Annotated in this window: 9 protein-coding genes; 2 read left to right on the top strand and 7 right to left on the bottom strand. The window is 70.1% G+C overall.

Annotated features, from left to right (window positions below):
- Positions 1–206: 206 nt before the first annotated feature.
- From WBP48_RS09210 to WBP48_RS09180, 7 genes are all read right to left on the bottom strand, one after another.
- Complete coding sequence (locus WBP48_RS09210; RefSeq protein WP_424439321.1) at positions 207–1,517, bottom strand: allantoate amidohydrolase; 1,311 nt, start codon at positions 1,515–1,517, stop codon at positions 207–209.
- Positions 1,517–2,701, bottom strand: coding sequence for a pyridoxal-phosphate-dependent aminotransferase family protein (locus WBP48_RS09205; protein WP_424439330.1), 1,185 nt, complete (start codon positions 2,699–2,701; stop codon positions 1,517–1,519). Before WBP48_RS09205 ends, WBP48_RS09210 begins: the two co-directional genes overlap by 1 nt.
- A 149-nt stretch (positions 2,702–2,850) precedes the next feature.
- The gene (locus tag WBP48_RS09200) at positions 2,851–4,464 is read right to left on the bottom strand and encodes an AtzH-like domain-containing protein (protein ID WP_424439318.1); all 1,614 of its coding nucleotides are present in this window, start codon (positions 4,462–4,464) and stop codon (positions 2,851–2,853) included.
- Positions 4,461–5,522, bottom strand: a complete 1,062-nt coding sequence (locus WBP48_RS09195; protein ID WP_424439327.1) for an acetamidase/formamidase family protein — start codon at positions 5,520–5,522, stop codon at positions 4,461–4,463. Before WBP48_RS09195 ends, WBP48_RS09200 begins: the two co-directional genes overlap by 4 nt.
- A gap of 226 nt (positions 5,523–5,748) precedes the next feature.
- Positions 5,749–7,128, bottom strand: a complete 1,380-nt coding sequence (allB, locus tag WBP48_RS09190; RefSeq protein ID WP_424439315.1) for an allantoinase AllB — start codon at positions 7,126–7,128, stop codon at positions 5,749–5,751.
- Between the two features lie 91 nt (positions 7,129–7,219).
- Positions 7,220–7,954: an aspartate/glutamate racemase family protein gene (locus tag WBP48_RS09185; RefSeq protein WP_424439312.1), complete on the bottom strand. Its 735-nt coding sequence runs from the start codon at positions 7,952–7,954 to the stop codon at positions 7,220–7,222.
- A complete protein-coding gene (locus tag WBP48_RS09180) occupies positions 7,951–9,615 on the bottom strand; it encodes an NCS1 family nucleobase:cation symporter-1 (protein WP_424439309.1) in 1,665 nt (554 codons plus the stop codon). The genes WBP48_RS09185 and WBP48_RS09180 overlap by 4 nt, the downstream gene beginning before the upstream one ends.
- A 214-nt stretch (positions 9,616–9,829) precedes the next feature.
- Between WBP48_RS09180 and WBP48_RS09175 the strand changes: the two genes are divergently transcribed.
- Positions 9,830–10,432 (top strand): helix-turn-helix domain-containing protein, encoded by a 603-nt coding sequence (locus tag WBP48_RS09175; RefSeq protein WP_424439306.1) that lies wholly within the window; start codon positions 9,830–9,832, stop codon positions 10,430–10,432.
- A gap of 202 nt (positions 10,433–10,634) precedes the next feature.
- The gene (gene hpxO, locus WBP48_RS09170; protein WP_424439324.1) at positions 10,635–11,861 is read left to right on the top strand and encodes an FAD-dependent urate hydroxylase HpxO; all 1,227 of its coding nucleotides are present in this window, start codon (positions 10,635–10,637) and stop codon (positions 11,859–11,861) included.
- Positions 11,862–12,149: the final 288 nt, after the last annotated feature.

Below are 12,149 nucleotides of genomic sequence, written 5' to 3'. Positions count from 1 at the left end.
GCCACTGCCCGCTGCCACCGCCGCGCGCCCCGCTCACTGCCCGGGCGCACACCGCGCCCACTTCGCCGAGCCGCTACGTCTAGACCGAGCCGCTACGAAACGACGCGTCGAAACGTAGCGGCTCGGTCGGAAGATAGCGGCTCGCGGGGCGCTGCCTTGCGTGCCGCGGGGCGAGAAAACCCGCCTCAGGAGGCGGGGCTCTCGCATCAGCGGGGCTCGGCCGCCAGGTGCAGCACGGATTCGGCGAGCGCCCGGATGCCGTGGGCCACATCCCCGGCCGACACGGCCTCGTCGGGGTGGTGGCTGATGCCGTCGGGATTGCGCAGGAACAGCATGCCGACATCGGTGATCGCGCCGAGCGCCATGCCGTCGTGCCCGGCGCGGCTGAAGATCACCGGGGGTTCGTCGGAGCGGACAGGGAGAGTGGAGCGGATGCCGACGCGGATCACGTCCTGCAGCAGCGGGGCGCAGAACACGGCGGGCGCACTGTGGACCTCGCGGGCGCTCCAGCGCAGGCCGCGACGGCCCATGATCGCGTCGAGGTCGCGTGACAGTTCGTCCCACACCCGGTCGCGCGATCCGTCGTACTCCCCGCGCAGGTCGAGCGAGAACCGCACCTCACCGGGGATGATGTTCACCGCCCCAGGGAACGCGTCGAACTGCCCCACCGTGCCGATGATGTGATGCTCGCCCGCGCAGACCCGCTCGACCGCGAGCGCCGCCTCACTGGCTCCCAACAGCGCGTCGCGTCGCATGTCGTACGGCGTGCCGCCGGCGTGCCGCGCCTCGCCCTCCACCACGAGCTGGAACCGGCGTGCCGATGCGATGGACGACACGACGGCGAGCGGCTCGGCGGAGCGGTCGAGCTCAGGACCCTGCTCGATGTGCGCCTCGAGGTAGCCGACGAGCTCCTCGGGGCGCCGCGCCGCCTCGCCCACCCGGGACGGGTCGAGCCCGAACTCCAGGAACGCCTGCCGCAGGCTCACGCCGTGGGCATCCGTCAAGGTCCACCACGCGTCGTTCCAGGTTCCGGCGGCCGCCGACGAGCCCAGGAGCGCCTTGCCGAACCGGGTGCCCTCCTCGTCGGAGAACGCGATGACCTCGATCGCGAACGGCAGCGGTACGCGCCACCCCGCGTCGGTCTGCACGCGCAGCAGCCGGACGACCTCGAGGGCGATGAGCACGCCGGCGATGCCGTCGTAGCGGCCGGCATCGAGCACGGTGTCGAGGTGCGAACCGAGCATGAGGGCGCCGCCGTCGGCCGCCGTGACGGGCTCGATGCGGCCGACCTGGTTGCCGGCGGCATCCTGCCAGGTCGTCATACCGAGCTCGCGCATCCACTCGGCGGCGAGCCGGTTGACGCGAGCGTGCTCGGGCGAGAGGTACACGCGCTCGATCCGCCCCGGCGCGGCGGAGACACGCGCCAACTCGTCGCAGCGCGCCATGACGCGCCGCGCCGCCGCTGCGATCGCGTCGGGCGGAGCCTTGAGCAAAGGCGCCAGAGGGGATGCCGCCACTACGCCGCCCCCGCGAAGACATCCACCGCGGCCTCGACGCCGCCGCCGGCCGGTACGGCCGCACCGAAGCGCCGCAGCACGGCTTCGAGCGCGGCGAGGGTCGTGAGCACGGCATCCTTCCGCGCGTTGTAGCCCATCGTCCCGATCCGCCAGACGCGGCCGTGCAGCGGGCCGAACGAGGTGCCGATCTCGATGCCGAAATCCTCCAGCAGTGCCGACCGGGCGGCATCCCCCGGTACGCCCTCGGGGATCTCGACCGCGACGACGTTGCTCATCTTGTGCGCGACGTCGCCGAACACCGACAGGCCCAGGCCCTCGACTCCGCGGAGCATCGCGAGGCCGGCCACCCGGTGCCGCTCGATGACCGCGTCGCGGCCCTCCAGGAGCATCAGGCGGGCGCACTCGCGCGCGGCGTAGAGCATCGACGTCGCCTCGGTGTGGTGATTGAGCCGCCGCGGCCCCCAGTAGTCGAGGATCATCCCGAGATCGAAGTAGTTCGAGCGCACGAAGTCGGATGCCGACGGGTCGCCCGCCTCGCGAATGCCGGCCTCGACCTTCTTGCGCGCCGTCACGACCTCGACGGCGCGATCGCTCAGCGTGATCGGCGAGGAACCCGACGGCCCGCCGAGGCACTTCTGCAGGCCCGCGGTCGCGGCATCCAGCTCCCACGCGTCGGCGTCGAACGCGTTGCCGCCGAGAGAGGCGGTGGCATCGGAGTAGAACAGCACGCCGTGGCGGTGGCAGATCGCGCCGATGTCCTCGAGCGGCTGGTTCATCGTCGTGGACGTGTCGCCCTGCACGAGCGCGAGGAGGGTCGGCTTCACGCGCACGATCGCCTCTTCGATGACGGATGCCGGGAACACCTGTCCCCACTCCGTCTCGATCGTGTGAACCTCGGCCATCGCCCGCTCGGCGATCTCGGCGAGCAGATGCCCGAACCGGCCGAACACCGGCACGAGCACGCGGTCGCCGGGGCGCACGAGCGAGACGATCGCGGCCTCGATGCCCGCGCGGCTCGTCCCGTCGATCAGCAGCGTGGCGTCGTTGCGGGTGTTCCAGACTCCGCGGTACAGCTCCTGCGTCTCGGCCATGGCGGCCGTCATGAAGGGGTCGTACTGGCCGACGAGCGGCGTCGACATCGCGCGCAGCACGCTCGGATACGCCGAGATCGGCCCGGGACCCATCAGCAGCCGGGCGGGCGGATCGATCGGACCGGGAATGCCGGCGGTGCCTGCGGCGACGTCTCCGGCGATGTCGGAGGTGGCGAGGATGCTGGGGGTCACGGCGGTCGTCGAGGCGCCGGCGGCGGGAGCCGCCAGATCGGAGGGGGAGGTCATGATGACGGTCTTTCATCGAGGAGCGCGTGCAGTGCGCGCGCGAGGCGGACGAGTGCGATGTCGGTGCCCGCCCGTGAGATGAGGCACACGCCGACGGGCGCGGGCCCGAGCGACGAGGTCACCGTCATGAGCGGCACCGAGATGGCCGGCAGCCCCGCAACGGCCGCGGGGGTCGTCATGCGCAGCGTCGCCTGACGCACGGCATCCACTCTCTCACCCTTTGCGGTGCGGACGGGTGCCGGGCCCGGCACGGTCGGCAGCAGTAGCACGTCGCCGTAGACGAGTTGCGTGAGCTTCTCGCGCAACGGAGCGAGCGTGGCGCGCGCTGTTGACTCGGCCGCGGCGGTGATCTGTGAGGCAGCGCGGAAGCGCTCCGCGACAGCGGGACCGAGCGAACCGGGGTGCGCGCGCAACCAGTCGCCGTTGTTGCGCCACGCCTCGGCGGCCTGCACCTGGCGGAACGGGTCGTAGTAGTCGTCGAGCGCACCGATCGAGACGCGCCGCAGCTGCGGCGGGTCGGCGGATGCCGCGAGCCTCACCACCAGTTCGTCGAACGCGTCGCGCGTGGCGGGCTCGACGGCATCCACGATCTCGGCGGGAATGAGGAAGCGCCAGGGCAGGTCGGCACCCGACTCGCCGTAGACGCTCTCGGTGGAGTCCGAACCGTCGTAGCTGAGGCACCAGTCGGCGACGCGCTGCATCGTGGCACCGTCGCGCGTGAGCCACCCGACGGTGTCGAAGCTCTGCGCGAGGGGCAGCATGCCCTGGCGCGGCACGAGTCCGTGGGTCGTGCGCAGCCCCCACAGACCCTGGTACGACGCCGGCACGCGCACCGAACCGGCGGTGTCGGTCGCCAATCCCACCTCGGCCTGACCCGTGGAGACGGCCGTCGCGGGTCCGCTCGACGACCCGCCGGGAAGGGCTCCCGCGAGCGCGCCGTTGGCCGGAGTGCCGTAGTGCGCATTGTCGCCGGCGATCGAGTAGGCGAACTCGTCGGTACGAGCGATGCCGCGCAGCGACGCGCCGCCGCGCAGCAGGTCCGACACGGCCGGCGCCGTCGTCGTCTCGGCGCGGGCGCTGTCGAGGAAGGCGGGATTGCCCGCGCCGATGCGGTAGCCCTTGATGGCGAACAGGTCCTTCACGGCGACGTGGAGCCCGCGCAGCGGTCCCTCCCACGCGCCCTGCCACAGCGGATCGCCCACCGTGCGCCACACCGAACGGTCGAGCGCCTGCGCGCGACCGTTGACGTGCGCCGCAGTGATGAGCCAGCGGCCGTCCACGTGCTGCCACACCTGCGTCTGTAGGCCGGTACCGCCGCCGGCGTAGCGCGAGATCGACACCAGCAGCGCGACACCGCTCCCCAGCGGCCGGTACTCGATGCGCTCGATCACGCGGGGCGGTACACCCCCGCGCACGCCGCGGAACGCGCTGATCGCGTCGTGTCCGACGAGCAGGCCCGCGGCATCCCCGCGCATCGTCTCGGTGCCCGGCGCGAACATGTCGTCGAGCGTGTCGAGGTCGTTCGCGAGGATCGCCGCCTCGTACGCCTCGAACGCCGCCCGCAGATCGGCGGGAAGGTCTGCGGGGACATCACCGACGATCGTGCTCATTCCTGCCCCTCCAGGCTCACGCCGGCGAAGTCGGCCTCGCGGATGCGGGCGTGCACGCCGCAGACGATGTCGACGACCTGCGAGATGTCGAAGTCGGTCGCTGCCGACAGGTACGCATAGGCGAGATCCTCGGCCATGCCGTACCGCGCCTGCAGCAGGTCGAGGGCGGCGCGCACAGCTTTGCGCATCGCTTCGTTGAGGTCGGGGTCCAGCCCGGTCGGCACGAGGTACTCCGAGGTGCGCACCATCGGACCGGCGAGTTCGCCGAAGGCGGCGAGCGCCTCGGCGCGCGGCACCACGTCGAATCGCACGGTCGCCCGCAGCGAGGCCTCCAGAGCGGTCAGCGCGACCTCGCCGTCGCCCTGCGCGAAGTGCGGATCGCCGACGTACGCGAGCGCGCCCGGCACCTGCACGGGCAGGTACAGCACCGTCCCCTCGACGAGCAGGTTGATGTCGATGTTGCCGCCGTGCGCGCCCGGCGGCACGGAGTGCGGGCGCTCGGTGCCCGCGACGGCGACGCCCATCGTCCCGAGGAACGGCGCGAGCGGGAAGGTCACGACCCGCTCGCCGTCCGCCGTGAGCGGCAGCGCGCCGTGCCCGTCGATCACGGGCGTGAACACGCTGACGTTGCGGGGACCGCGGGGCAGGATGCCGGGGAGGGCGCCCTTGCCGTGCCGGTTGCTGATGACGCCGTAGGGCACACGCGGCGCGAGAGAGACGACCGTGATCTTCAGCAGGTCCCCGGGCTGCACCCCCTCGACGAACACCGGACCGGTGACGACGTGCGGTCCGTCGAGGTCGGGGTCACGAGGGACGGATGCCGCGATCTCGACGGCATCCGTCAGCACCGCGTCGTCGGCCACCCCGTGCCCCGTGAAGAAGCCGAGTGGATCCTGCCCCTGATCGGGGAGGATGCCCTCGTGGCTTACGGTGTCGAACGTGACCGTCTCGCCCGGAGAGACGGTGAGCACGGCGGCATCCGTCTCACACGGCAGCCGGCCCCAGAGCACGGTCGCCGGCGTCGCAGGGAGATAGTGGTCGCCGGGGATCGGGCCCATACCCGGCTGCAGAACACCGCTCACGCCACGCCTCTCGCATGCTTTCTCGACGGCGCTGCCGCGCCCTGGGGCAAGGAGACCTGACTCACGAGGCGTCCTTTCGCGTCAGCTCTTCAGAAGGCGCTGCCGCGCCCTGGGGCAAGGAGACCTGACTCACGAGGCGTCCTTTCGGTTCGGCATTTCAGTGGCGCTGCCGCGCCGTGGGGGCGGGAAAGTCTGAGTCACGTCACGAAGACCTTCGCTTCAGGAGACGCCCGGACGGCGGGCGACGGAACCATGGTGCCTCACCGGCACCGCCTTCGCTCGCATCGAACACGCTCGCGCCGCGGAGCCATGTGCGGCGGACGCGGCCGGTGAGCTCTTTGCCATCGTATGCCGAGATCGGATTGCGGTGCTGAAGCGCTCGCGCGTCGATGCGGAGCGGGTCGTCGACGCCGAAGACCCCGAGGTGCGCGGGCGCGCCGATGGCGATCTCGCCGACGCCGGTCAATCCCGCCACGCGCGCAGGGCCCGTCGTGAACAGCGGCAGGATCGTCTCGAGCGGGATGCCGCGCCGCCGCGCCTCGGTCCACACCGCCGACAGGCCCACCTGCAGGCCCGCGATGCCGCCCCATGCGAGGCCGAAGTCACCGTCGCCGCCGCGTTTGAGGGCGACGGTGGAAGGGGAGTGGTCGCTCACGATCGCGTCGATCGTGCCATCGACGATGCCCTCCCAGAGCCGGTCCTGGTTGCCCGCTTCGCGGATGGGCGGGCAGCACTTGAACTCGCTCGCCCCCTCCGGGATCTCCTCGGCGGTGATCGTGAGGTAGTGCGGGCAGGTCTCGACCGTCAGTGCGATGCCGTCGGCCTTCGCGGCGGCGATCATGGGGAGAGCCGCGGCATCGCTCAGATGAAGGATGTGCGCGCGAGCGCCGTGGCGGCGCGCGGCATCGATCACCGCCGCGATCGCAGACTCTTCGCTCGCCGGCGGCCGTGAGGCGAGGAAAGTCGCATAGTCGCGGCCGAGCGCTCCGGATTCGCCGAGCAGATCGGGGTCCTCGGCGTGCACGATGAGGCGCGAGCCGATCGCAGCGACCTCGGCCATCGCGGCATCCAGCTGTGCGCGATCGAGGTGACCGAACTCGTCGACGCCGGACGGGGCGAGGAACGACTTGAAACCGTAGACGCCCGCGTCGTGCAGCGGCTTCAGTGCGCCGAGATTCTCCGGCACGGCGCCGCCCCAGAAGCCGACGTCGATGTAGGCGGATGCCGCGGCCGCCGCGCGCTTGATCTCCAGCGCGTCCACGGTTGTCGTGGGGGGGATGGAGTTCAGCGGCATGTCGACGATCGTCGTGACACCACCCGCTGCGGCGGCGAGCGTCGCCGAGCGGAACCCTTCCCACTCGGTGCGTCCCGGCTCGTTGACATGCACGTGCGAGTCGACCAGGCCGGGCAGCAGCACGGCGTCGTCGGGCACCTGCACGGCACCGCGCGGCCGGCCGGTGGGCTCATCGATGCCGACGATGACGCCGTCAGCGACTTGCACCTCGGCGGGCCGGAACGCCCCGTCGACCCAGGCGCGCACCGCGCGGACGGTCAGTTGAGATGTCGACACGTCGCTCCTCATGGGGGGTGAATCTATGGCTTAAGAAGCTACCGTGGCCGCATTTCCCCCGTGTTTCGCACCGGGCGCCGCCCCCAGCGAGTCGAAGGGTCGCTCAACGCGCGGGGGCGGATTCCAGTACAAACGCCGTGCGCGGGCGGGGCGGCGGCGCGTACTCCTCGCGTTTGCTGGTGCCCACCCCCATGCGCACCATCCCTGCCGCGAGTCCGACAGCGGCAGCGACCCCGTCGACCACCGGCACACCGACGCGGCCCTCGAGGCTGCGGCACAGGTCGGCCATGCCGGCGCACCCCAGCACCACGACGTCGGCCCCGCCGGCGACGGCGTCTTCGCAGCAGGTCGCGATGGTCTCGTACGCGTCGGAGCCGGTGTCCTCCAGCTCCAGCACCGGTACCTCGGACCCGGTCAGCGACACGCACGCGCGCTCCATGCCGTACCGCGCCAGCAGATCGCGCGCGCGACCCAGCGTGCGGCCCAGCGTCGTGACGACCCCGAACGACCGGCCCGACAGCACGGCGACGTGCATCGCCGCCTCCGCGATGCCGATGACCGGCGCCGTCGTGAGCTCGCGCGCGGCATCCAGTCCCGGATCTCCGAAGCACGCGATGACATAGGCATCGCTGCCGCCGACCGCAAGGTCGGCCTCGACGAGGTCGACGACGGCCCTCGCCGCGAAGACCTCGTCGTAGTGGCTCTCGATCGCGTCGGGTCCCTCATCGGGGCACACCGCCACGATCTCGAGGCCGGGCCCCGCCACCTCCCGGGCGGCGGCCGCGATCTTCGCGGTCATCGCCCGGGAGGTGTTCGGGTTGATGAGGAGGATCCTCACTCGCGCGATCCCACCGGAACGAGGTCGGGGTCGGCCGGCGGCGTCGTGGTGACGCCATCGGTCGCCGGGTCGTAGTCGTACCCGGTGCGCTCGTCGATCGTGCCGTACGAGACGCCGGGCGATCCGGCATCCTCGAACGTCGGCACCAACGGGTTGCGACGCTCAAGAGCGAGCAGGATGACGAAGCCCAGACCGCAGCCGATGAACCAGGTGTAGTTGCTGATCCAGGCGATGTCGAACACGCCGAGGTCGGCGAACAGCTTCGGGAACACCGCGAGCAGGACGGTCGGAACGCCGGCGAACACGATCGTCCACATGGCGTTCGGGTTGTAGCCGTTCTTGTACCAGTACGCGCCGTCCTTGCGGAAGGTGTACATGTCGTCGGTCTTGATGCGCTGCTTGGCGACGATGAAGTAACCGGCGATGAGGATGCCGAACAGCGGGCCGATGAGGGCTGCGAGCACGCCGAGCGAGTAGTGGATGGCGGTGTCGTTCGAGTACCAGTTCCACGGGGTGAGGAACACCGAGCCGACGGCGGCGATCATGCCGCCCATACGCCACGAGATCTTCTTCGGCGCGACGTTCGAGAAGTCGAACGCGGGCGAAATGAAGTTCGCGACGATGTTGATGCCGACCGTCGCCGTGACGAAGGTGAGCCCGCCCAGCAGGATCGCGAACCAGTGGTCGATGCGCTCAACGGTGTGGATCGGGTCGGTGATGAGCTCGCCGAACACCGGGACGGTGGCCGACGCGGTGACGACGACGAGCAGCGAGAAGAACAGGAAGTTCACCGGCAGGCCCCAGAAGTTGCCCTTCTTGACCTCCTTGTAGCTGCGCCCGTAGCGGGCGAAGTCACCGAAGTTGAGCATCGGGCCGGAGAAGTACGCCACGACGATCGCGACGGCGCCGATCATGACGCCGACCGTCTGCCAGAAGTCGAAGTCGTGCGTGCCGTCGGACAGGTCGAGGCTGACGTTGCCGATGCCGGCCTGCGCCACGAGATACACGGCGAGGATGATCATCACGACGTAGACGGCGGGTCCGGCGTAGTCGATGAAGCGGCGGATGGTCTCCATGCCGTTCCAGAACAGCGCGACCTGCGCGACCCACAGAATGCCGTAGCTGATCCAGCCGAGCGCCGACAGGCCGAGGAAGCTCACGTCGAGCAGCGGCACCGCGAAGTCGGGGAAGAACTTCAGGAAGATGATGTTGAGCGACTCCGCCGCGAGGAACGTCTGCACGCCGTACCAGGCGATGGCGATCATCCCGCGGATGATCGCGGGGAGGTTCGCGCCGCGGATGCCGAAGAGGAACCGGTTGACGACGGGGTAGGGCACGCCCGTCTTCTGGCTCGGCTTGGCGACGAGGTTGGTGAAGACCTGCACGATGATGATGCCGACCAGCAGCGCGACGAGCACCTGCCAGGCCGCGAGGCCCAGGGCGAAGAGCGAGCCCGCCGTGACGTAGCCGCCGACGGAGTGCACGTCGGACATCCAGAAGGCGAAGATGTTGTACCAGGACCACTTCTGTTCGCGCAGGGGCGCGAGGTCCTCGTTGGCGAGGTTCTCGTCGTAGTGGGGCTTCATGTTGCCGGAGCCGACGGGCATGCCCGCCGCCTCGACGATGTCCTGCGGTGTGTTCGCGGGAGGTTGGGGTGACATGGGAGTGACCTTCCAGGGTGGGCTTTACGGCTCCGGGTCGGAGACGCACAGGGAGACCACGACGTGGAGTCCGCGGCCTGGTGGTTCACTGGTGAAGCTATTCCTTCATCGAACCGGGCTGGTTTCAGCTCTGTAACGTTCATGTGAAGTTGGCCCTTCATGGGGTCGGATCCCGCGCAGCTTCCCCTCACTTACGGCGATTAGGATTCAGGCCATGCCCAAGCCCTCCGCCGTCACCGAAGCGCCTTCGGTGGTGGGCTCACGGCTTCGACAGCTGCGACAACGGCAGGGACTTTCGGCGCGCGAACTCGCGCACCGCCTGGGCATCTCCCCCAGCGCCGTGTCGCAGATCGAGCGTGGTGTGCTGCAACCGAGCGTCGCGCGCCTGATCGCGATGACCGATGCGCTCGGCGTCCCGTTGGCGGAGGTGTTCGGCGGGCCGGAACAGCGCGACGAAATGCCCGAGGACCTCACCGGCTTCGCCCTGCAGCGTTTCGGTCAAGGCACCGAGATGACGCTCGAGTCCGGCGTCATCTTCCGTCGAGTGTCTCCCGGGCGCACCCCCGGCGTCGACTACTTCGTGTCGACCTACCCACCGGGATCGGCGGCACATCCCGAAAGCGGCATGTTCCGTCACGAGGGTTACGAGGTCGGCACGGTCCTGTCCGGCGAACTGACGATCGACTTCGACGGCGAGCGCGTCGTGCTGCGGGCGGGCGACGCGATCAGCTATCCGTGCTCGCGGCCGCACCGCATCCACAACACGGGCTCGGTCGACGCCGTCGCGCAGTGGCTCATCGTGCATCCGGAGCGCTGAGGCCCGCGGCAGCGCGCCTGAAAAGCGAACTCGAAAGTCTCGCATCCCTGGGCAGATTCTCTCCCCCACGGCGCGGCAGCGCCGCGATTTGTTCTGGCCGGAAGTCACCCTGGGAAAGGACAGGAACGCGCGAGACTGGAGGCTCACCGCCGTGCAACGCCGGGACGCGCTCAGGGCGACAGCGTGATGCCGCTCCGCTGTCCTGCGACGCGGCATCGCGAGAGGAATCCGAACCATGAAGGTCATCGTCATCGGAGCCGGCATCGGCGGAACCAGCGCGGCGATCGCGCTGCAGCGATTGGGGCACGAGGTCGTCGTGTACGACCGGATGCGTGAGAACAAGCCCGTCGGTGCGGCCCTGTCGCTGTGGTCGAACGGCGTCAAAGTGCTCAACTGGCTCGGGCTCGGCGCAGAGGTCGCGGCTCTCGGTGGCGACATGGCCGACATGAGATACCTCGACGGGCATACGGGTGAGACGCTGTGCGACTTCTCGCTCGCGCCGGTGACCGCGCAATCGGGGCAGAAGCCCTACCCGGTCGCCCGCGCCGACCTTCAGGCGCTGCTGATGGAGCGCGTCGGGCTGGAGCACATCCACCTGAACAGCAAGATGGTCGGGATCGCCGACGACGGCGAGACCGTGACCGCCACGTTCGCCGACGGCAGCACCGACACGGCAGACCTGCTGATCGGTGCGGACGGCGCCCGCTCGATCACGCGCGACTACGTGCAGCCGACCGATGCCCCGCCGATCGTGCGCGAGTACTCCGGCTACACGAACTTCAACGGGCTGATTCCCGTCGACACCTCGATCGGGCGTGCGGACGCCTGGACGACATATGTCGGCGACGGCATGCGTGCCGCCGTCATGCCGGTGGCCGGCGATCGCTTCTACTTCTGGTTCGACGTGCCACAGCCCGCGGGGCTGCCGTACGACCGGTCCGAGGGTACGGCACCGCTGCGCGCCGCGTTCGACGGGTGGGCACCCGGGGTGCAGACGCTCCTCGACGCGATCGACCCCTCGGCATCCCTCAATCGCGTGGAGATCTGGGATATCACGCCGTTCCAGACATGGGCGAAGGGCCGCGTCGCGATCCTCGGCGACGCCGCCCACAACACGGCACCCGACATCGGGCAGGGCGCGTGCTCGGCACTGGAGGACGCGTTCGCCCTCGGCATCGCGTTCGCGACGAACACGGTCGGCGTCGAAGACACCCTGCGTCGATACGAGAAGATCCGTGTCGAACGCGCGGGCGACCTCGTCCTGCGGGCACGCAAACGGGGCTTCGAGACGCATGCATTCGAGGTCGAGGCGACGACGGAATGGTATGGGAGCCTGCGAGGCGCCGACGGCACCGGCATCATCAAGGGGATCACCGGTAACATCGAGGGTAGCCCCGTGAACCTCGGCGGCGGCCTGCTGGTCGACTGATCCGGGACCGTACCCCAGGAGGACGCCACGTCCAGCGCTCCACCCGAACCTGAGCCGTCCGCACCCGAACCTTCCGCACGTGATCAGCGCGAGTCCGTGAACGGACGCGCTCGGAGTGGGAACGACGCGGGCGCCCGCGCCCGGAGAACCCGTGAACCCGACGGGTTCGACGCGGTCATGCGTACGCGGGTAGGCGCCCACGTGGGTGGGCTCCTCGCCGCCGCCGGAACGCCGCTGACGACGGATGACCTCGACCGGCTGACCGGCCGACCCCGCCGCACGGTGGCG

The organism is Microbacterium sp. (genome assembly GCF_049661145.1).
Lineage (GTDB): Bacteria > Actinomycetota > Actinomycetes > Actinomycetales > Microbacteriaceae > Microbacterium.
This window is presented reverse-complemented; position numbering and strand designations above follow the sequence as displayed.